Origin of the sequence: Stenotrophomonas sp. NA06056, from assembly GCF_013364355.1 — a bacterium.
Classification (GTDB): domain Bacteria; phylum Pseudomonadota; class Gammaproteobacteria; order Xanthomonadales; family Xanthomonadaceae; genus Stenotrophomonas.
In genome coordinates, this window is the sequence record NZ_CP054931.1 from 3,129,845 (window position 1) to 3,149,564 (window position 19,720).

20 protein-coding genes are annotated in these 19,720 nt (G+C 66.1%); 10 read left to right on the forward strand and 10 right to left on the reverse strand.

The window, feature by feature from the left end:
* The first annotated feature begins 1 nt into the window (after position 1).
* Positions 2-1,024: an ACR3 family arsenite efflux transporter gene (gene arsB, locus HUT07_RS14050; RefSeq protein ID WP_176022559.1), complete on the forward strand. Its 1,023-nt coding sequence runs from the start codon at positions 2-4 to the stop codon at positions 1,022-1,024.
* Positions 1,025-1,156: 132 nt separating this feature from the next.
* Positions 1,157-1,549 (forward strand): DoxX family protein, encoded by a 393-nt coding sequence (locus tag HUT07_RS14055; protein ID WP_176021447.1) that lies wholly within the window; start codon positions 1,157-1,159, stop codon positions 1,547-1,549.
* Positions 1,550-1,588: 39 nt separating this feature from the next.
* Here the strand turns inward: HUT07_RS14055 and HUT07_RS14060 are convergent, their stop codons facing one another.
* A complete protein-coding gene (locus HUT07_RS14060) occupies positions 1,589-2,596 on the reverse strand; it encodes a LacI family DNA-binding transcriptional regulator (RefSeq protein WP_176021448.1) in 1,008 nt (335 codons plus the stop codon).
* 95 nt (positions 2,597-2,691) lie between these two features.
* Between HUT07_RS14060 and HUT07_RS14065 the strand changes: the two genes are divergently transcribed.
* From HUT07_RS14065 to HUT07_RS14085, 5 genes are read left to right on the forward strand one after another with little or no spacing between them, the layout of a single operon-like run.
* Positions 2,692-3,744: a sugar phosphate isomerase/epimerase family protein gene (locus HUT07_RS14065; protein WP_176021449.1), complete on the forward strand. Its 1,053-nt coding sequence runs from the start codon at positions 2,692-2,694 to the stop codon at positions 3,742-3,744.
* 27 nt (positions 3,745-3,771) lie between these two features.
* The gene (locus tag HUT07_RS14070; RefSeq protein ID WP_176021450.1) at positions 3,772-4,989 is read left to right on the forward strand and encodes a nucleoside permease; all 1,218 of its coding nucleotides are present in this window, start codon (positions 3,772-3,774) and stop codon (positions 4,987-4,989) included.
* 12 nt (positions 4,990-5,001) lie between these two features.
* Positions 5,002-6,126 carry a Gfo/Idh/MocA family oxidoreductase gene (locus tag HUT07_RS14075; protein WP_176021451.1) on the forward strand — a complete coding sequence of 375 codons (1,125 nt, stop codon included), beginning with the start codon at positions 5,002-5,004 and terminating at the stop codon, positions 6,124-6,126.
* Between the two features lie 19 nt (positions 6,127-6,145).
* Positions 6,146-7,012, forward strand: coding sequence for a sugar phosphate isomerase/epimerase (locus tag HUT07_RS14080; RefSeq protein ID WP_176021452.1), 867 nt, complete (start codon positions 6,146-6,148; stop codon positions 7,010-7,012).
* A gap of 18 nt (positions 7,013-7,030) precedes the next feature.
* Complete coding sequence (locus tag HUT07_RS14085) at positions 7,031-7,327, forward strand: cytochrome c (protein ID WP_176021453.1); 297 nt, start codon at positions 7,031-7,033, stop codon at positions 7,325-7,327.
* A 10-nt stretch (positions 7,328-7,337) separates the two neighbouring features.
* Here the strand turns inward: HUT07_RS14085 and HUT07_RS14090 are convergent, their stop codons facing one another.
* The 7 genes from HUT07_RS14090 to HUT07_RS14120 form a co-directional block, all read right to left on the reverse strand.
* Positions 7,338-8,081: a DUF1080 domain-containing protein gene (locus HUT07_RS14090; RefSeq protein ID WP_254898873.1), complete on the reverse strand. Its 744-nt coding sequence runs from the start codon at positions 8,079-8,081 to the stop codon at positions 7,338-7,340.
* Positions 8,082-8,095: 14 nt separating this feature from the next.
* On the reverse strand, positions 8,096-8,671 hold the full coding sequence (locus HUT07_RS14095) for a gluconate 2-dehydrogenase subunit 3 family protein (protein ID WP_176021455.1): 576 nt from the start codon (positions 8,669-8,671) through the stop codon (positions 8,096-8,098).
* Entirely contained in the window at positions 8,671-10,356 is a 1,686-nt protein-coding gene (locus HUT07_RS14100; RefSeq protein ID WP_176021456.1) for a GMC family oxidoreductase, read from the reverse strand. Before HUT07_RS14100 ends, HUT07_RS14095 begins: the two co-directional genes overlap by 1 nt.
* 27 nt (positions 10,357-10,383) lie before the next feature.
* A complete protein-coding gene (locus tag HUT07_RS14105) occupies positions 10,384-11,274 on the reverse strand; it encodes a TIM barrel protein (RefSeq protein ID WP_176021457.1) in 891 nt (296 codons plus the stop codon).
* Between the two features lie 214 nt (positions 11,275-11,488).
* Positions 11,489-12,097, reverse strand: coding sequence for a hypothetical protein (locus HUT07_RS14110; RefSeq protein ID WP_176021458.1), 609 nt, complete (start codon positions 12,095-12,097; stop codon positions 11,489-11,491).
* A gap of 30 nt (positions 12,098-12,127) precedes the next feature.
* Positions 12,128-12,361 (reverse strand): hypothetical protein, encoded by a 234-nt coding sequence (locus HUT07_RS14115; protein WP_176021459.1) that lies wholly within the window; start codon positions 12,359-12,361, stop codon positions 12,128-12,130.
* 78 nt (positions 12,362-12,439) lie between these two features.
* Positions 12,440-13,015: a single-stranded DNA-binding protein gene (locus tag HUT07_RS14120; protein WP_176021460.1), complete on the reverse strand. Its 576-nt coding sequence runs from the start codon at positions 13,013-13,015 to the stop codon at positions 12,440-12,442.
* A gap of 281 nt (positions 13,016-13,296) precedes the next feature.
* Here HUT07_RS14120 and HUT07_RS14125 point away from each other — a divergent pair, with 281 nt between their 5' ends.
* Positions 13,297-14,328, forward strand: coding sequence for a LacI family DNA-binding transcriptional regulator (locus HUT07_RS14125; protein ID WP_176021461.1), 1,032 nt, complete (start codon positions 13,297-13,299; stop codon positions 14,326-14,328).
* 93 nt (positions 14,329-14,421) lie between these two features.
* On the opposite strand, the gene HUT07_RS14130 is transcribed toward HUT07_RS14125, so the two are convergent.
* Together HUT07_RS14130 and HUT07_RS14135 are read right to left on the reverse strand one after the other, a co-directional pair.
* Positions 14,422-16,476 carry a PAS domain-containing sensor histidine kinase gene (locus HUT07_RS14130; RefSeq protein ID WP_176021462.1) on the reverse strand — a complete coding sequence of 685 codons (2,055 nt, stop codon included), beginning with the start codon at positions 16,474-16,476 and terminating at the stop codon, positions 14,422-14,424.
* Entirely contained in the window at positions 16,466-17,962 is a 1,497-nt protein-coding gene (locus tag HUT07_RS14135; RefSeq protein WP_176021463.1) for an ATPase domain-containing protein, read from the reverse strand. Before HUT07_RS14135 ends, HUT07_RS14130 begins: the two co-directional genes overlap by 11 nt.
* 314 nt (positions 17,963-18,276) lie before the next feature.
* Here HUT07_RS14135 and HUT07_RS14140 point away from each other — a divergent pair, with 314 nt between their 5' ends.
* Both HUT07_RS14140 and HUT07_RS14145 read left to right on the forward strand, forming a co-directional pair.
* Entirely contained in the window at positions 18,277-18,741 is a 465-nt protein-coding gene (locus HUT07_RS14140; protein WP_176021464.1) for a GNAT family N-acetyltransferase, read from the forward strand.
* Positions 18,742-18,813: 72 nt separating this feature from the next.
* Positions 18,814-19,716 (forward strand): ABC transporter ATP-binding protein, encoded by a 903-nt coding sequence (locus tag HUT07_RS14145; RefSeq protein WP_176021465.1) that lies wholly within the window; start codon positions 18,814-18,816, stop codon positions 19,714-19,716.
* Positions 19,717-19,720: the final 4 nt, after the last annotated feature.

Sequence of the window (19,720 nt, forward strand, 5' to 3'; positions counted from 1 at the left end):
GATGGGGTTGTTCGAGCGCTACCTGACCCTGTGGGTGGCGCTGTGCATCGTCGCCGGCACCCTGCTTGGCCACGCCCTGCCGCACCCATTTGCAGCGCTGGCCTCGGCGGAGGTGGCCAAGGTCAACCTGCCCATTGCGGTACTGATCTGGCTGATGATCATTCCGATGCTGCTGCGGGTCGACTTCAGTGCGATGCGCCAGCTCGGCCAGCATTGGAAAGGCATCGGGGTGACGTTGTTCATCAACTGGGCGGTCAAGCCGTTCTCGATGGCACTGCTGGGCTGGTTCTTCCTGCGCCACGTGTTTGCCGATGCGCTGCCCCCCGCACAGGTCGACAGTTACATCGCCGGGCTGATCCTGCTGGCGGCAGCGCCCTGCACCGCGATGGTCTTCGTGTGGAGCAATCTGTGCCGCGGCGATGCCAACTTCACCCTCAGCCAGGTGGCGTTGAACGACGCGATCATGGTGGTGGCGTATGCACCGGTGGTGGCGCTGCTGCTGGGCCTGTCGGCGATCAGCGTGCCGTGGGACACGCTGCTGCTGTCGGTGTCGCTGTACATCATCGCGCCGGTGCTGTTGGCCGCACTGCTGCGGCGCTGGCTGCTGGCACGCAGCGGGGAAGCTGGCCTGCAGTCCGCGCTGCGAAAGCTGGGACCCGTCTCGCTGCTGGCCTTGCTGCTGACGCTGGTGCTGCTGTTCGGCTTCCAGGGCGAGCAGATCGTGCGGCAGCCGCTGGTCATCGCCATCCTGGCGGTGCCAATCCTGATCCAGGTGTACTTCAACTCAGGGCTGGCCTACCTGCTCAACCGACGCCTGGGCGTCGCGCACTGCGTGGCCGGTCCTTCGGCGCTGATCGGGGCCAGCAACTTCTTTGAGCTGGCCGTGGCCACCGCCGTGGGCCTGTTCGGCGTGCACTCCGGCGCAGCGCTGGCGACGGTGGTCGGCGTGCTGATCGAAGTGCCGGTGATGTTGTCGGTGGTGCGCATCGTCAATGCGTCGCGCGGGTGGTATGAGCGGCGCTGAAGCAGCGGCGCGCCATGCGCTTGTCGGCACGTTCGCCGCGCAACGGGTCTCAACACCGACTTCACCCGCGATGGGATTCGATGGCCGCACAGGTTCTCGACCTCCATCCCGCTGCCCCCTGAGGACGTCGCCGTGAACACATCACTCCACTCCCTTGCGAAGCTGGCTGCCCGCGTGTTGCTGATGCTGCTGTTCCTGGTATCCGGCCTGGGCAAGCTGTCCGACCCGGCGGGCACACAGGGCTACATGGCGGCGATGGGCCTTCCCGGCATCCTGCTGTGGCCTACCATCGTGTTCGAGATCGGCACGGCCCTGTGCATCCTGTTCGGCTTCCAGACCCGGGCGGTGGCAGCGGTGCTTGCCGCCTTCAGCCTGGTCACGGCGTTCATTTTCCACCAGCAGCTTGCAGACCCGGTGCAGCAGATCATGTTCCTGAAGAATCTGGCCATCGCCGGCGGCTTCCTGCTGCTGGCATGCAGCGGGCCAGGTCGTTACAGCGTGGACGCAACGCGCGGCAGGGCCTGAGGGGCCAAAGCGCGGCATCACGCAGCTCCGGTGATGCCCTCAGCTGCGTCCGGGCGAAGCCGTAGAGCCCCGCAGCATCAGGCTGAACTCCAGCGTCTGCTGACGCGGGACGTCCACCTGTTCGATGATGGCGAGCAGCAGATTGACCGCGCGCTCACCGATCTCCCGCATCGGCTGCCTGATCGTCGTCAAGGGAGGCGTCAAGTAACGCGATGAACCCAGGTCGTCGAAGCCGACGATGGACAGATCGTCCGGCACGCGGATGCCCAGATCCCTGCAGGCTGCCAAAGTGCCCAGCGCCATCTGGTCGCTGAAGCAGAAGATCGCGGTGGGTGCCGGCGCGACGGCCAACAGTGCCATCGCAGCCGCATGGCCGGATTCCACGGAGAAGTCGCCCGGCACGACGCTGAGGTGGCGCAGGCGGCCACGCGCCCTGCCGGCGGCCCGAACCCCTTCCAGCCGTTGCGTGTGCAAGGGATTGTCAGGCGGTCCACCTACTACCGCGATCCGCTCGTGCCCCAAGCCGTACAGATGGTCCATCACCGCGCGCGCAGCAGCTGCGTTGTCGATGTGGACGCTGGGGATGCCCAGCGCGGGGTCGAACTCGCATCCGTTGACCACCGGCGCAGCGGCACCCCGCTGCTGGACGATGTCGCGCGCCGTCGGCGGCAGCCGATGCCCCAGCACGATCAGGCCATCGGCCTCGTTGCGCCGGAGCATCTGCGCGTAACGCTCCTCGCGCTCGGGCAGGTTCTGGGTATCACCCAGCAGGACGGCGTAGCCGACGGCCTGCGCCGCGTCCTCCGCGCCCTGCAGGATCTGGGCGAAGAACGGATTGGCGATATCCGGGACGGTGACCAGGATCTTGCCGCTGCGCTGGGTCTTGAGCGTCCTGGCCACCGTGTTGGGCACATAGCCCAGCGCCGCCGCGGCCTGTTCGATGCGCGTACGCGTGGCGGGCAGCACTTTGTCCGGCCGGGACAGCGCCCGCGACACCGTGCCGGCCGAGACGCCGACGTGCTTTGCGATGTCGTAGATGGTGGCCATGGCGTTACCTCTTCCTTCCGCTGTGCAGTGCACAACAGGTCTTTCGAATGCCCCTGCTAGGATAATGCAATCGATTGCATCGAGGGCGAATCATCTTGAAAACGCTCAAGGGTCCAGCGCTGTTCCTGGCGCAGTTCATCGGCGACACACCTCCCTTTGATCGGCTGGACACGCTGGCCGGATGGGCCGCGGGCCTGGGCTATTCTGGCCTACAAGTGCCGACCGGCGCGCCTCAGCTGTTCGATCTGGCCAAGGCGGCGCACAGCCAGGCGTACTGCGACGACATCGCCGGCATGCTGACCGGACACGGCCTGCAGATCACCGAGCTGTCCACCCACCTGCAGGGGCAGCTGGTTGCCGTCCATCCTGCCTATGACAGCCTGTTCGACGGGTTCGCGCCGCCGGACAAACGCGGCGATCCTGCCGCCCGCCAGGCCTGGGCGGTGGAGCAACTGCTGCTGGCCGCCAAAGCCAGCCAGCGCCTTGGGCTGACGGCGCATGCCACGTTCTCCGGCGCGCTGGCCTGGCCCTACTTCTATCCCTGGCCACAACGCCCACCTGGGCTGGTGGAGGAAGCCTTCGCCGAACTCGGCCGTCGCTGGCGTCCCATCCTGGATGCGTTCGACGCGTGCGGCGTGGACCTGTGCTTCGAGATCCACCCGGGCGAGGACCTGCACGACGGCGCGACCTTCGAGCGCTTCCTTGACGTGGTGAACCATCATCCCCGCGCGAAGATCCTGTACGACCCCAGCCATATGCTGCTGCAGCAGATGGACTACCTCGGCTTCATCGACCGCTACCACGCTCGCATCGGCATTTTCCACGTGAAGGATGCGGAGTACCACGCCAGCGCCAGCAGTGGCGTGTATGGCGGCTACCAGAACTGGATTGATCGTCCGGGCCGGTTCCGCTCACTCGGCGATGGCCAGATCGACTTCAAGGCGATCTTCTCGAAGTTCGCGCAGTACGACTTCCCCGGCTGGGCAGTGCTGGAGTGGGAGTGCTGCCTGAAGCACCCCGAGGACGGCGCACGGGAGGGTGCCGCCTTCATCCGCGACCACATCATCCGCGTGACCGAACGCGCCTTCGACGACTTTGCCGACAGCGGCACGGACGCCGCTTCACTGCACCGCATGCTGGGAATCTGAGCCGATACCGCCCCGGGAGGGCAAGCCATGACGCACGCCATGTCGCGCTTGGGCGCGATGATGTTTCTGCAGTTCTTCATCTGGGGAGCGTGGTTCGTGACCCTGGGTACCTACCTGGTGCAGGGCCCGCTGCAGGCCAGCGCAAGCCAGGTGGCGACGGCCTTCCTCAGCCAATCCATCGGTGCCATTGTCGCGCCCTTCCTGGTCGGCCTGATCGCCGATCGCTACTTCGCCGCGCAACGCATCCTTGCAGTGCTGCACCTGGCCGGCGCGGCGCTGATGTGGCTGGCGTCCACGGCGACCAGCTTCGACACGTTCTTTGCCTGCGTGATGGGCTACATGCTGCTGTTCATGCCGACACTGGCGCTGGCCAACAGCGTGGCGATGCGGCACATGCAATCGCCCGAGAAGCAGTTCCCGCTGGTGCGGGTGGCCGGCAGCGTCGGCTGGATCGTGGCCGGCGTATTGATCGGCTGGCTGGGCTGGGAACAGGCGCACCGACTCGAACTGACCTTCCGGATGGCGGCGATGGCGTCGCTGGCGCTGGGCCTGTATGCGTTCACCCTGCCGCACACGCCGCCACTGGCGCAGCAACGCGATGCCGGTCTTGGGCAGATACTGGGGCTGGATTCGCTGCGGCTGCTGAAGTCGCGCTCGTACCTGGTGTTCTTCCTGTCGTCCATCGCCATCTGCATACCGCTGGCGTTCTACTACAACTTCACCAACCCGTACCTCAATGATCTCGGTGTGCGCGGCGCCGCCGGTCTGCAATCGCTGGGCCAGGTCTCTGAAGTCCTGCTGATGCTGGCCATGCCATTCCTGTTCGTGCGGCTGGGGGTGAAGACGATGCTGGCGGTGGGCATGGCCGCATGGGTGGTGCGTTATGTCATGTTCGCCTTTGGCGATGCGGGCGGCGGATTCTCGCTGCTGGTGATCGGCATCGTGCTGCACGGCATCTGCTACGACTTCTTCTTCGTTACCGGGCAGATCTACACCGATGCGCATGCCGGCCCCGCCGCACGCAGCAGCGCGCAGGGCTTCATCACCCTGGCCACCTACGGCGTGGGCATGTTGATCGGCACCTTCCTGTCCGGCGCGGTGGTGGAGCACTTCACCACGGCAGCGGGACCGGACTGGCAGCAGATCTGGCTGTTCCCGGCCGGCGTCGCGCTGATCGTGCTGATCGCCTTCCTCTTGCTGTTCCGCGACCGCCCGGTGGTCGCGGCCGCGCCTTCCACTCGCTGAGGATCTCAACCGATGCCAAAGCTTGGAATCGCCATCGTCGGCACCGGCATGATCGGCGCTGTGCATCGTCGCGCAGCGCTGCTTGCGGGGGCGGACATCCGCGGCGTGGCCGCATCTTCTGCGCAACGCGCACGCGACGTGGCACAGGCGTGGGGTGTCCCGCGTGCCTATCGGGATATCGAGGACGTGGTTGCCGATCCACAGGTACAGGTCGTGCACGTCTGCACACCCAACCATCTGCATCGCCCCATGGCGCAGGCCGCACTGCAGGCCGGCAAGCACGTGATCTGCGAGAAGCCGCTGGCGACCACGCTGGAGGATGCGCAGGCGCTGGCTGCACTGGCGGCTTCGGCCGGACTGATCGCCACGGTACCCTTCGTCTACCGCTACCACCCGGTGGTCCGCGAGGCGCGTGCACGCATCGCACAGGGCGAACTGGGGCCGCTGCACCTGATCCATGGCAGCTACCTGCAGGACTGGCTGCTTGACCCCGCAAGCAACAACTGGCGTGTGGACCCGGCACTGGGCGGCGCATCACGCGTGTTCGCCGACATCGGCTCGCACTGGTGCGACCTGGTGGAATGGGTCAGCGGCGAGCGTTTCACCGAGGTCAGCGCGGCGTTCGACACGGTGATCGCCGAACGCGGCAGCATCACCGGGCAGAGCTTCAGCACACCGACGGCGGGAGGCGCGAAGCAGACAGTGGCGAGCGAGGACGTGGCGGCGGCGATGTTCAGGACCGATGCCGGTACGCTGACTTCGTTGACCGTCAGCCAGGTATCGGCCGGGCGCCACAACCGGCTCTGGTTCGAGATCGATGGTGCCAGGGCCAGTGTGGCCTTCAACCAGGAAGACGCCGAGCGGCTGTGGATCGGCTTGCCCGACCAGCGCGAGGAAATCTTCGTGCGTGGCCCCGGCGCTGGCAGTGCCGAACAAAGGCGGCTGTCGGTGCTGCCGGCCGGGCACGCGCAGGGCTACGGCCAGTGCTTCGAGGCGTTCATCGCCGACACCTATCGCGCCATCGAAGGCGAATGCCCCGAGGGCCTGCCCACCTTTGACGATGGCGTGCGTTCGGCACGGATCGTCGACCGCGTCATCGCATCGGCCAGGTCGCGCGCCTGGACCGCCATCGGTTGAATCCCGGGAGGAACGCTTGATGAACAACCCTGTACGCAGAACCGTGGCCCTTGCACTCCTGTTGCTCACTGCCCTGCCCGTTCTCGCAGGCGAAGCCGCCGCCGCGCAGAAGCCCATCGCAGTGCAGATGTATTCACTGCGCAATGCCGGTTCGCTCGACCAGCAGTTGAAGATCGTCCACGACGCGGGCGTGCACGCGGTGGAAACAGTGGGCACGCAGGGCGTCAGTGCCACCGAACTCAAGCAGCTGCTGGACCGGTATTCGATCAAGGCGATTTCGTCACACGTGGCACTGGCTGAACTGCGCAAGGACCTGGACGGCGTGGTGGCGTTCAACCGCTCGATCGGCAACACCATGCTGGTGGTGCCTTACCTGGATGCGAAGGATCGGCCGGCCGATGCCGCAGGGTGGACCGCACTGGGCCAGGAACTGGGCCGCATCGCGAAGCAGGTGCGTACCAAAGGCATGCGCCTGGCCTACCACAACCACGACTTCGAGCTGGTCGACGTCGATGGCAAGACAGGCCTGGAACTGCTGTTCGCAGCCGCAGGACCCGACCTGCTGACCGAACTGGACCTGGCCTGGGTGGCGCGCTCCGGGCACAACCCGGCGGTGATGCTGGGCAAGTTCCGCGGCCGCCTGTTCGCGGTGCACGCCAAGGACAATGCTCCGCAGGGCCAGGCCGAAGACGAGGATGGTTTTGCCGCCGTCGGCCAGGGCGTACTGGACTGGAACGCGATCCTGCCGGCCGCATCCGCTGCCGGCGTGCAGTGGTACATCCTCGAACACGACCAGCCGCGTGATCCGGCCAAGGTGATCCAGACCGGCGCGGACTACCTGCGTGAACACCTGACCGTCAGCCCGCCCGCCAGCGCACAGCACTAGCCTGCAAAGGAGCCCCTCATGAAGACGATGTTGAAACTGGCGGCAATGCTGTGCGGTGCGACGCTTGCCACCACCGCCTGGTGCAAGGATGACCCCGCCGCCGGTGCCAAGCTCTACACCGCCAACTGCACGGCCTGCCATGGCGCCGATCGTGCCGGCATGCCGGGCGCGTTCCCGGCGCTCACCGACATCAGCAAGCGGCTGGATGCCGCGCAGATCAAGGACAAGATCAGGAAGGGCGGCGGACTGATGCCGCCCTTCGCCCAGCTGTCGCAACAGGAGATCGACGACCTCGCCAGCTACCTGGCAAAGTAGTCGCCTGGTGTTACAGCTCGCGCACCCAGATGTTGCGGTAGCTGACCTTGGAATCATGCTCCTGCAGATGGATCGGCGCGCACGCATGCGGCGAATATGAGGGCGCACCGATGTACTCGGTCCTGCCCGCCAGCACGGTGTCGTCCTGCACCAGCACGCCGTTGTGCAGGACGGTGATGCGCGCGGGCGAGATGAGCCCGCCGCCCGACGAGAAACGCGGGGCCTTCCACACGATGTCGTAAACCTGCCATTGCCCCGGCGCGCGCGAGGCGTTCACCAACGGCATGGCCTGCTTGTAGATGGAGCCGGCCTGGCCGTTGGCATAGGTGGGGTTGTTGTAGCTGTCGAGCACCTGCAGCTCATAAAGCTCCTGCAGGAAGATGCCGCTGTTGCCCCGGTTCTGGCCGTCGAAGCCCTTGGTTTTGACAGGCGTGCGCCATTCGACATGCAGCTGGATGTCGCAGAAGCGCTGCTTGCTGCGGATGCCCTTGCTGCCCGGCACGATGGTCATGGCGCCGTCGGCGACGGTCCAGGGTACGCGACCGCCCTGCTCGGACTCCCAGCGCGAAAGATCCTTGCCATCGAACAACACGATCGCGTCGGAAGGCGCTTTGCCCGGAGGCGTCGCCACGGCTGCCGGCACCGGCGTCCACACCTCGGTCTTCTTCGGGTCGCGCGCGGGATCGATGTCGGCCTGCGCGAACGCAGGTGCGGCGGCCAGCACGCCGGCGGCGATCAACAGTGGCTTGAGCATCGGAGTGCGCTCCATCAGCTGGTTCCCCACGCAGGTGTGCCGGGGGTATAGGCCAGGTCGCCGTCATAGCGGCCCGGCACGGCAACGTACTGAAGCACGCCGGTCGCGCCGACTTTGGATGTGAAGAAGCCGAAGATGGCCAGCTGCTTGATCATCGTGAAGTAATGCGGCATCGCTTCGCCCTCTTCAGGAGTGCCGGTCTCGGTCACATCGGCATGGCGTGCCTTGGCTTCTGCGTCCAGACCACGCAGCAGTTCGGTGCGGGCCTCCGGCGTGAGCGACACGAAGCGACCACCGGCGCGCGTGTCGATGTCGGCCAGGCCGGCGCGGAAGGTCGCCTGCTGCCGGGCGGTGTAGCAGTCGCTGACGAACGTCGCCATGAACGCGCCGGCACCCGCGTCCTTCGCGCCTGGCGTCCGTGTCCTCGGCAGGATGGTTTCGGCGATCTCGTCCAAGGTGCCGATATCGGCGTCGGAGAACGCAGGCATTGCCCCGGCAGCCGGCACCTTGCCCTGCACCAGCGCAGGCAGGCCCACCATCGCTGCGCCGGTGGCGGCGACAATCATCTTCAGCAGTTCGCGGCGATCCATCACAGGTTCCCCGCTTTCAGTTCGCGCACGGCGTGGTCGGCCGCGCGCGCGGTCAGCGCCATGTAGGTCAACGAAGGATTCACGCAGGCGCTGGAGGTCATGCACGCACCGTCGGTGACATAGACGTTGGGCGCATCCCAGACCTGGTTGTGTGCATTCAGTACGGAGCTTCTGCGGTCACGTCCCATCCGCGCGGTTCCCATTTCGTGGATACCCTTGCCCGGCGCGTAGTCGCTGTCGTGCATCTTCACGTCCTTGACACCCGCCGCCTCCAGCATCTCGGCCGCATCGGCGGCCATGTCCTTGCGCATCGCCAGTTCGTTGGCGCGCATGGCGACGTCCATCGCCAGCACCGGCAGCCCCCACTTGTCCTTGCGCTCCCGGTCCAGGCGGATCGTGTTGTCGTGGTGCGGCAGCATCTCGCCGAAGCCGGTCATACCGATGCGCCAGTCACCGGGCACGGTCAGTGCCTCCTTCAGATCCGCACCGATGTTCAACTCGGCGATCTCGCGCGACCAGCCGGTGCGGCTGGCACCGCCCTGGTAGCCGAACCCGCGCAGGTAGCCGCGCTTGTCGGCGGCGACGTTGCGGAACCGTGGAATGTAGAAGCCACACGGACGGCGGCCGAAGTAGTACTTGTCCTCGTAGCCCTCGACCCGGCCGGAAGCACCTGCACCGAAATGATGGTCCATCACGTTGTGCCCGAGCTCGCCCGACGAAGAGCCCAGTCCCCCCTCCCAGACATCGGTGGCCGAGTTCATCAGCAGCCACGTCGAGTTGAAGGAGGATGCGTTGAGAAAGATCACCTTGGCCGTGTACTGGTAGGTCTGGCCGGTTTCGGCATCGATGACCTCCACGCCCCGCGCACGCTTGCGGTCCTTGTCGTACAGCACTTCCTTGACGATCGAGAACGGCCGCAGCGTCAGATTGCCGGTCTTCATTGCCGCCGGCAGCGTTGCCGCCTGGGTCGAGAAGTAGGCACCGAAGGGACAGCCCAGGATGCACTTGTTGCGGTACTGGCAGTTGACACGCCCCTGTTCGGGCATGGGCTTGGTGATGTTGGCAGTGCGCGAGTGGATCATATGGCGCGTTCCACCAAAGGCCTTCTTGATCCGCGCGGCCACGTCCTTCTCGACGATGTTCAATGGAATCGGCGGCAGGAACTCGCCATCCGGCAACACATCCAACCCTTCGCGCGTGCCAGCGATGCCGGCGAACTTCTCCACATGGTCGTACCAGGGCGCGATGTCGGCATAGCGGATCGGCCAGTCGGCGGCGATGCCGTCCTTGAGATTCGCCTCGAAGTCGAGGTCGGAGAAGCGATAGCTCTGCCGGCCCCACATCAACGAGCGGCCACCGACGTGGTAACCACGGAACCAATCGAATCGCTTGGTCTCGATGTAAGGCGACTCCTGTTCGTCAGCCCACATGCCCTGCAGATTCTCGGCCAGAGCGTAGTCGCGCATCAGCACCGGAAAGTCTGCCTTCATCGCCTGTGTAGGCCGATTGCGATGCGGGAAATCCCACGGCTCCTTCATCGCATTGACGTAGTCCTTGACGTGTTCGATGTTGCGTCCGCGCTCCAACATCAGCACCTTGAGGCCCTTCTCGGTCAGCTCCTTCGCCGCCCAACCGCCACTGATTCCCGAGCCAACAACGATGGCGTCGTAATGATTATCTGCCATGGGTCTATCACCTGGGTGGATATCGTTTCAGACGTCGCAGAGGCGGATCGCCTCGCGCAGCGAGCCGACGGGATCAGGCGCTGCAGGCATGAATTCCTGCGCCAGATACCCATCGAAACCGGTGTCGCGGATCGCGCGACAGATGGCGGGGTAATTCAGCTCCTGCTGGTCCCCGATCTCATGCCGTCCAGGCACGCCAGCGGTGTGGTAATGCTTGAAGCACGCGTGGTGCCTGCCGATGGTGGCGATGATGTCGCCCTCCATGATCTGCATGTGGTAGATGTCGTACAGCAGGCCGAAGTTGTCCGAGCCGAGCCGCTGGCACAGCTCCACGCCCCATGCGGAGTGGTCGCACAGGTAGTCGTGGTGATCGACCCTGGAGTTGAGCAGTTCCATCACCAGCACCACGCCGCGCCTCTCGGCATGCCCGAGGATGCGCTTGAGGCCGGCCTCGGCATTGACCATGCCGTCCTGCGGGTCCATACCGTTGCGGTTGCCGGAGAAGCAGATGAGATTGCGGTAACCGGCATCAGCGACCAGATCGATGTGTCGCGTGTAGCGCTCCACCAGCTGGTCGTGGAACTCACGGCCGGCAAAGCCCTTGGTAAGACCCAGCTCCGCGCCGTTGCACATCGAGCTGTAGACGCCATTCGCCTTCAGTGTGGGCCAGTCTTCCGGGCCGACCAGGTCGATCGCGGCGAAGCCGATGTCCTTCACCGTCGCGCAGAGCTGGGCGACTGACAGCTGCGGAAAGGTCCAGCGGGCCACGGAGTGCTTCAGGTTGCCCTTGAGTGGCGCAGTGGCTGCAAACGCAGGCAGAACGCCCGCTGCGCCAAGGCCAAGACTGCCGGCAACCGCGATGCGCAGCGCATCGCGCCGCGTGAGCCCCGGGCCCGGTCTGATCGAATGGATGGACATCCACCTGCCGGCCTCCCAACCGGTATCAAACGCAACGATTTCGCCGCAATGCAATCGATTGCACCATAGGGGAGGAAATTGTTCATTTGCAAGACGCAGTGCAAGAAAGCGGATGCTGCGGGGCACAACGTCAGGGCCGATTCCGGCGCCATCGCAACTGAGCGGCTGAAGGTGTACAGCGCACCGTCGCTGCGGGAAGCGAACGCGCGCGGACTCAGGGCATCTCGCGTGCACCCTGCGCACGGGCCAGTGCGCGCAGGTGTTGATGCCAGCGCGGCTCGAGTTCCGCATAGCTGCCGATGAGCTGCTGGAATGCTGCAGGATCTCCGCGACGGCGCAGAAGCAGCAGGGCTTGCTGACGATGGGCCTGACCATTGCCGTCCATCAGGAAGTGGACCAGGCTCCACCACGCCAGGTAATAGCCGTTCACGTGTTCTGCGACCGGCGGCCCGCTGTCCTCCACCAGTTGGCGCAGGGTGGGCAGCAGCGCATTGTCGAGGCTGGGGCGCCCGGCGGCGTCGAAGCGCAGTTGGCCCAGCCACCAGACCGGATAGCTGGCCGGGTCCGGCGCGCCCACGTGCAGCACTCTGCCCGAAAGCCGGCTGGCGCCGAAGTAGCAGGCCATGCCTTCGTTCATCCAGCGTCGCGGCGCCAGCCCACTGGCTTCGGCCAGCAGTTGGTGGGTCACTTCATGCAGCATCCACTGATGTGGCGCATCGCCCTCGCCCGGGTAGGCAAAGGCATGGGGCCGACGGTAGTACGCCTCGGCCCATGGACTGCTGCGGTTGTGTGCTTTGAAGTCGACCTGATCGCGATACAGCACCAATTGGAAGGGCCCAGCGGTGCCCTGCTGTCACACGGTCATCGCATAGGACCGATGCAGCGCCTCTGCGGCCATGCCGACCGCAGCGGTCTGTTCGGGGGTTGCCGCGCTGTGGATGACGAAATGCGGTGTGCGCGTCATCGTCGCAGGCAGGCCGGGCGGCGCGGCCGTAGGTGCTTCGTGCTGACCACCGCCGCTACCGGCGTCGCCGCAGCCGCCGAGAATCAGCAGCAGGGCCACGGCGGCAATGCGGAAGGGCATCATGTGCGCCCACGCTACAACAAAAAACCCCGGCAGGCGCTGGGCCTTGCCGGGGTTCTGCAGGCCGGAGCCTGGCGGGAATCAGAACGGAATATCGTCGTCAGCGAAGTCGTCCATCGGCGGCGCCGACTGCTGCGGCTGCTGCTGCGGACGCTGCTGGCCGTAGCCGCCGCCTTGGTTGCCGCCCTGGTTGTAACCACCGCCCTGGCCGCCACGCGCGTTGCCGCCGCCACCGCCGCCGTACTCCTGGCGCGGGGCCTGCTGGCGCTGCGGACGCTCGCCGCCGCCGAAGTTGCCACCACCGCCGCCACCGCCGCCTTCACCGCGGCCGCCCAGCATCTGCATTTCGTCGGCAATGATGTCGGTGGAGTACTTCTCCACGCCGTCCTGACCGGTGTACTTGTCGTAACGCAGGCTGCCTTCGACGTACACCGAGCTGCCCTTGCGCAGGTACTCACCCGCAATTTCGCCGAGCTTGCCGAAGAACACCACGCGGTGCCACTCGGTACGCTCCTGCTGGTTGCCATCCTTGTCCTTGCGGACGCTGGTGGTGGCAAGGCTGATGCGGGTGATCGCCATGCCGCCCTGGGTGTACTTCACGTCCGGGTCGTTGCCGAGGTTGCCGACCAGGATGACTTTGTTGATGCCGCGCGCCATAGGTACCTTCGTCCGTTGTCCAAGGGCAGGCCGCCAGTGATAGCACGTCCCCGGCCGGGGGTGCAGAGCGCTGGGGTCGCCCCCGGGAAATTTGGGGGATGCAAGAACGGGCCATCTTACCATCCCCTTGGCCGGCACCTGGGTCAGGAAAGCTCCCAGCCAGGGCCGGAATCGGACCCGAAGCCCTGTCGCAGGGGCCTGCGCGCACCCTGCCCTGGCACCGGCGCCAGCCCAATGGCGCCGCATGGCATCATTCCCCGATCATCCCCCTTCCGGCCCCCATGACCATCAAAGGCAAAGCCACCTCCCTGGACATCGCCCACCTGGCCGGGGTCTCCCAGCCCACGGTGTCGCGGGCCCTGCGCGGCAGCCCGATGGTCAACGCCGAGACCCGCGAGCGCATCCTGCGCATCGCCCGCGAGCTGAACTACAAGGTCGACAAGAACGCCTCCAGCCTGCGCCTGCGCAATGCCGGCACCCTTGCCCTGCTGTTCTTCGAGGACCCGACCAATGACGATTCGCTGATCAACCCCTTCTTCCACTCGATGCTGGGGTCGATCACCCGTGCCTGCGCGCTGCACGGGCAGGACCTGCTGGTGTCCTTCCAGCAGCTGTCCACCGACTGGCAGGCCGATTACGAAGACAGCAACAAGGCCGATGGCATCATCCTGCTCGGCTATGGCGACTACCACGAGTCGCGCGACCGACTGCAGCGGCTGGTGGAGCAAGGCACCCACTTCGTGCGCTGGGGGGCGGCGCTGCCCGGCCAGCCGGGCGTGTCGATCGGCAGCGACAATTTCCAGGGCGGACATGACATTACTGCTCACCTGCTGCAACAGGGCTGCCGCCGCATCGCCTTCCTCGGCCATGCGTCCAGCCATTACCCGGAATTCGAGGAGCGCTATCGCGGCCACGTCGAAGCGCTGCGTGCGCACGGCCTGGTCGCCGACCCGGCGCTGCAGCACGATGCCATCACCACCGAGGCGTCCGGACACGAGGCCTGCCTGGCGCTGCTGGCCCAGGACCGCTCCATCGATGCGGTCTGCGCCGCCAGCGACCTGATTGCCATCGGCGCGGTGCGCGCCCTGCGCGATCAGGGCCTGCGGGTGCCGCAGGACGTGGCGGTGACCGGCTTCGACGACATCCCGCTGGCGGCCTCGGTGTCGCCGCCACTGACCACCGTGCAGCAGGACACCAAGCAGGCCGGCCAGCTGCTGGTGGAGAAGCTGCTGGCGCTGATCGGCCGGCAGCCGGTGGAAGGCCAGAGCATTCCGGTGAAGCTGGTGGTGCGGGAATCGTCGCTGCGCGCGTAGCCTTCTGTAGTGCCGAGCCATGCTCGGCAGCATGCGTAAGACGCAAGGCCATAGGCAGCCGAGCATGGGCTCGGCTCTACAGGACCTACGCCACTACGCGCCGCCCGGCATCGCCGTGCGTACCGCCATGCTGAATTCATCCAGCAGGAACGGCTTGGCGATCATCGCCATGCCTTCATCGAGGAAAGCCGCGCGTTCCTGCGCCTTCTCCGCATAGCCGGTCATGAACAGGATCGGCAGCGCCGGCCGCGATTGCCGCGCGATCTCCGCCAACTGGCGCCCGTTGAGCCCCGGCAGCCCGACGTCGGTGACCAGCAGGTCGATGGTCTGCGTCGAAGCCAGTATCGGGATGGCTGCATCGGCATCACCCACCACCTGGGCGTGATACCCCAGGTCCTCCAGCACCACCGTCACCAGCATCCGCACCTGCTCGTCATCCTCCACCACCAGGATGGACTGGCCGGCACCCCGCCGGATTGGCTGCGAGGGCGCAGGCGCGTCCTCGGCTACCACTTCGGACAGCGGAATGAACAACAACACCGTCGTACCCTCGCCCACGTTGGACTGGATGGCGATGTGGCCGCCGGACTGCTGCATGAAGCCATACACCATCGACATGCCCAGCCCCGTGCCCTTGCCGATGGGCTTGGTGGTGAAGAACGGCTCGAACGCGCGCTCGACCACTTCCGGCGCCATGCCGGCACCGGTATCGGCCACCGCCACCATCGCGTAGTCGCCAGCAGGCACGGCCCTGTATTCCCCCTCACGCACGCTCACTGCCGATGCACGCAGGGTCAGGTCACCACCGTGTGGCATCGCATCGCGCGCGTTGATCGCCAGGTTCAACAGCGCGCTCTCGAACTGGTTGGCATCCAGCGTGGCGTGCAACGGCAGCGGTGAGGGCTCGGCGCGGAGACGCACGGCTTCACCCAGGGTGCTGTGCAGCAGGTGCTGCACCGACACCAGCAGCGTGTTGATCTCCACCGGCCGCGCATCCAGCGACTGCCGTCGGGAGAACGCCAGCAGGCGCTGGGTCAGTGCCGCCGCACGCTGGGCCGAGGCGGTGGCAGTGTCGAGGAAACGTTCGAGGTCGTCGACCCGGCCCATGTCCAGACGCAGGCGCACGATGTCCAGCGCGGACAGGATGCCGGTCAGCATGTTGTTGAAGTCGTGGGCGATGCCGCCGGTCAGCTGGCCGATCGCTTCCATCTTCTGCGACTGCCGCAGCGCGGCATCGCTGGCCTCGCGCGCGGCCATCTGTGCTTCCAGTTCATGGGTACGCTCGGCCACCATCGCCTCCAGCGCGTGCGCATGCTGTTGGCTGCTGGCAAGGGCCAGCTTGGCGGCGGTGATATCGGTGACAAACACGTGGAAGCCGTCGATGCGGCCTTCGGCATTCCGGCGCGGCGAATAACGCACTTCGCAGTCCCGACGGCCGTACACGCGATGTGGCCAGACGATTTCGAACACCGCCTCGCGGCCAGCCAACGCTGCCTCCATTGCCGGGCGACGCTGCTGCCACACCGGCTCGCCGATGACCTCGCGTACATGCCTGCCGATCACTTCTCCGGTGGCCAGTTCGAACCAGCTCTCATAGGCCTTGTTGGCGAAGCGGAAACACAGCGCGCGGTCCACGAACGCGATCAGCACCGGCATCGCGTCGGCGATCAGGCGCAGTTCGGATTCGCTGCGTGCCAGTGCGGCGCGGCCATCGGCCAACGCGGTGACCTGGTCGCGTACCACGAACTGCTTCGCGCGCGCGCGCAGCGCACCCTGCACTGCGCTGAGCAACGACATGCTGCCCAACGGCCGATCCATTTCCACCACGTTGATCGAGCTGGGCAGCAAGGGTTCGCGGGTGGATCGCCGGTAGGAGCGCGCCGAGCGCAGCAGGATGAACGGAATATCCGACCAGGCCGGCTGCTGCTGCAGCGCCTGCTGCAACATATCGCTGCCGCGCGCCACCGCTTCCTGGGTCACCACCACCAGCCCGGTGCAGTCATCGAACTGGCCGGCCAGCACCTCCAGGTCGGCTGCGATGTGCGTTTTCAGGCCAGCGTTGGCCAGTACCGTCGCGATGCTGTCGGCATCGCGGCCGAAGGGAGCAACGATGCGGACAACCGTGCCGCCATCATCGCTATCGGACATCGGACTGGCCCAGCAGCGCCGCGCTGTCGCCGACGAATTCGGGCGTGCCGGTGAGGATGCCCTGGAAGTCGGCCAATGCGGCGCTGACCGTAATGCCACGGCCGTCGATCTTCAGTTCGCGGATAGTGTCTTCATGCGCACCACCGCGGTTCTTGATCACCGAAATCGCCTTGCGGATACGTCCCTTGGCTTCGAAGAAGCGGAACAGCACCACCGCATCGGCGATGTAGGACACGTTGAGGCTGCCGGTGGACATGGTGCCGACCAGCCCGTGCTGCGGGTTGATCATGAAGGTCACCACGCCCTTCTGGTTCAGGTAGGACAGCATCTCGTGCAGCTGCAGCATCAGCTGTTTTTCCTGCGGCATGGCGGTCACATAGCCGTTGAGGCTGTCGATCACCAGCACGCTGCAGTTGCGTTCCTCCACGGCCTTGCGCAGGTTCCAGGAGAATTCCCCTGGTGACACTTCGGCCGGGTCGATCTGCAGGATTTCCAGCAGCCCTGAACGCAGGTGCTTATCCAGGTCGATGTCCAGCGCAGAAGCACGCGCCAGCAGCGTGCCGACCCGTTCGTCGAATTCGAAGATGCAGCTGCGCTCACCGCGCTCGCAGGCGGCCCACACGTATTGCAGTGCCACGTTGGTCTTGCCGCTGCCGGCCGGGCCGGTCAGCAGCGTGGAGGTACCGCGCAGCGGACCGCCACCCAGCAGCCGATCGATCTCGGCTACCCCGCTGCTGATGGGCGTTCCGACGAACCGGCCATGATGCTCGGAGGCGATCAGGCGCGGGAAGATCTGCAGCCCACCCCGTCGGATCACCATGTCGTGGTATCCGGCAATGAAATCGACACCCCGCAGCTTCTGCACCTGCATGCGGCGGCGCGCAGGGCCGAAGTCCAGCGTCAGTCGCTCCAGCGACAGCACGCCGTGGCACAGGCTGTGCAGCTGGCCATCGCGTTCATCGCCGGTGGACGTCAGGTCGTCCACCAGGATGACCGTGGCGCTCTTGGGCGCGAAGAACTGCTTGAGGGCGAGGATCTGCCGGCGATAGCGCAGCGAATCCTGCGCCAGCAGGCGCAGTTCGGACAGCGAATCGAACACCACGCGGGTCGGCCCGATGCTGTCCACCTTGGACATGATCAGGTTGACCGTCTCGTCCAGCTCCATTTCCCACGAGTGCAGCACCGACTGCAGGCGGCCATTACCCATGGCCCCTTCGGCCGAGCCCAGCTCGAACAGGTGCAGGTCATCCAGCGACCAGCCATGGGCGGCGGCGACTTCGCGCAGTTCCTCGGCCGTTTCCGAGAGCGTGATGTACAGGCAGCGTTCGCCGCGTTGCAGCCCCTCCAGCAGGAACTGCAGCGACAAGGTGGTCTTGCCGGAGCCGGGCGGGCCTTCCAACAGGTACAGGCGCGCCTGCGGCAATCCGCCGCCCAGAATGCTGTCCAGCCCTTCTACCCCGGTTACGATCCGCATGTGCGCCTGCATGGCAATGACAAAAGAGGGTCAGAGCCTAGCGACGCCGCTGTGGACGGATTGTGTGATCCAGCGCACCGATGGCAACGCATTCAGGAATTTTTCACGGCCGCCGCTTCAATGCACCGGCGATCCGCAGTTAGGCTATGCGGGCGCAGTCCGCGCAGCACTCCCTCGCGCCAGGAGAAGGCCTTTGTCCTCCGCCAGCAGTTCCCACACCGCACCGGTGACGGCGGCGAACGGCGTGCTGCACCCGGGCTGAGGCCCACGCTGCCCTGCCCTCGCACCGGCAATGCCCTTCCGGGCAATTCCCTGTCGAGGTTCCCATGCTCATTCCCGCGTCCGCACACGATGTGCGCGCTCTGCTGTCCTGCACTGATGCCGCTGAGGAAGCGGTCGCCCCGCCCGAAGTCATCGCCATGCTGGCCGATCTCACCGCCGCCATCGAGCCGCAGTTTGCGCCGGCCGCATGGCGGATCGTCGAGGCGGCACGCACGGTGGGCCTGCTGTCCCTGACCTGCACGCCGCAGGCCGGCGTTCTCACCCTCGGCTATGGCATCGCCCCGGCCCATCAGGGACGCGGCTTGGCGGGCGCTGCACTGGCCGAGTTCGTGCAATGGGCGTGGACGCAGCCACGCATCCACGTGCTGGCGGCCGAAACCGCCGTGGGCAACCTGCCCTCGCAGGCGGTGCTGCGCCGGAACGGTTTCCGCACGGTCGGCCAGCGCGTGGATGCCGAGGATGGCGCACTGCTGTGCTGGCGGCTGGACCGCTCGCCAAAGGCACCATGACCAAAGGGGCATGACGGCGCCCCCGTTCAGCGCGATAAACAGCAGATCAACACACGGAAAGGTGTACGTCGCATGCTGAAGATCGATTCGCTGTCCAAGACGTACGCCAACGGCGTGCACGCGTTGAACGGGGTCACCCTGGATATTCCCCGCGGCATGTTCGGCCTGCTCGGGCCCAACGGCGCGGGGAAATCCTCGCTGATGCGCACCCTGGCCACCCTGCAGGAGGCCGACAGCGGCAGTGCCACCCTGACCATTCCCGGTGAATCACCGATCAACATACTGCGCGACAAGGACGCCGTGCGCCGTCGCCTGGGTTATCTGCCGCAGGATTTCGGGGTGTACCCAAAGGTCAGCGCGCTGGACCTGCTGGAGCACTTTGCCGTACTGAAGGGACTGACCCAGCGCGGCCAGCGCCGCGAGGTGGTCGATGGGCTGCTGCAGCAGGTGAACCTGTGGGATGCACGCAAGCGCAAGCTGGGCACCTACTCCGGCGGCATGCGCCAGCGCTTCGGCATTGCCCAGGCGCTGCTGGGCGACCCGCGCCTGGTGATCGTCGACGAGCCCACCGCCGGGCTCGACCCGGAAGAGCGCAACCGCTTCCTCAACCTGCTGGCGGCCATCGGCGAAAACGTGGCGGTGATCCTGTCCACCCACATCGTCGAAGACGTGACCGACCTGTGCCCGACCATGGCGATCATGAACAAGGGCCAGGTGCTGCTGACCGGTCGCCCCAGCGACGCGATCGAGGCGCTGCAGCAGCAGGTCTGGCGCAAGCAGGTGGAGCCGTCTGAACTGGCTGACCATGAGGCACGCTACACGGTGCTGTCCTCGCGCCTGGTGGGTGGGCGCCCGGTGATCCACGTGCACAGTGCCAACGACCCCGGCGACGGCTTTGCGGCCGTGGCTCCCGATCTCGAGGATGTGTATTTCCAGCGCCTGCGCCTGCAGGCCCGTGCCCGCGCGGCAGCCTGAGCGG

Coding starts and splice junctions, on each gene's coding strand:
- HUT07_RS14060 (WP_176021448.1), bottom strand. CDS start 2,596: ATGGCCACCATCTACGACATCGCAAAGCACGTCGGCGTCTCGGCCGGC.
- HUT07_RS14115 (WP_176021459.1), bottom strand. CDS start 12,361: ATGATGCCCTTCCGCATTGCCGCCGTGGCCCTGCTGCTGATTCTCGGC.
- HUT07_RS14070 (WP_176021450.1), top strand. CDS start 3,772: ATGACGCACGCCATGTCGCGCTTGGGCGCGATGATGTTTCTGCAGTTC.
- HUT07_RS14140 (WP_176021464.1), top strand. CDS start 18,277: ATGCTCATTCCCGCGTCCGCACACGATGTGCGCGCTCTGCTGTCCTGC.
- HUT07_RS14135 (WP_176021463.1), bottom strand. CDS start 17,962: ATGCAGGCGCACATGCGGATCGTAACCGGGGTAGAAGGGCTGGACAGC.
- HUT07_RS14080 (WP_176021452.1), top strand. CDS start 6,146: ATGAACAACCCTGTACGCAGAACCGTGGCCCTTGCACTCCTGTTGCTC.
- HUT07_RS14105 (WP_176021457.1), bottom strand. CDS start 11,274: ATGTCCATCCATTCGATCAGACCGGGCCCGGGGCTCACGCGGCGCGAT.
- HUT07_RS14120 (WP_176021460.1), bottom strand. CDS start 13,015: ATGGCGCGCGGCATCAACAAAGTCATCCTGGTCGGCAACCTCGGCAAC.
- HUT07_RS14085 (WP_176021453.1), top strand. CDS start 7,031: ATGAAGACGATGTTGAAACTGGCGGCAATGCTGTGCGGTGCGACGCTT.
- HUT07_RS14075 (WP_176021451.1), top strand. CDS start 5,002: ATGCCAAAGCTTGGAATCGCCATCGTCGGCACCGGCATGATCGGCGCT.
- HUT07_RS14145 (WP_176021465.1), top strand. CDS start 18,814: ATGCTGAAGATCGATTCGCTGTCCAAGACGTACGCCAACGGCGTGCAC.
- HUT07_RS14090 (WP_254898873.1), bottom strand. CDS start 8,081: ATGCTCAAGCCACTGTTGATCGCCGCCGGCGTGCTGGCCGCCGCACCT.
- HUT07_RS14095 (WP_176021455.1), bottom strand. CDS start 8,671: ATGGATCGCCGCGAACTGCTGAAGATGATTGTCGCCGCCACCGGCGCA.
- HUT07_RS14130 (WP_176021462.1), bottom strand. CDS start 16,476: ATGTCCGATAGCGATGATGGCGGCACGGTTGTCCGCATCGTTGCTCCC.
- arsB (WP_176022559.1), top strand. CDS start 2: ATGGGGTTGTTCGAGCGCTACCTGACCCTGTGGGTGGCGCTGTGCATC.
- HUT07_RS14125 (WP_176021461.1), top strand. CDS start 13,297: ATGACCATCAAAGGCAAAGCCACCTCCCTGGACATCGCCCACCTGGCC.
- HUT07_RS14100 (WP_176021456.1), bottom strand. CDS start 10,356: ATGGCAGATAATCATTACGACGCCATCGTTGTTGGCTCGGGAATCAGT.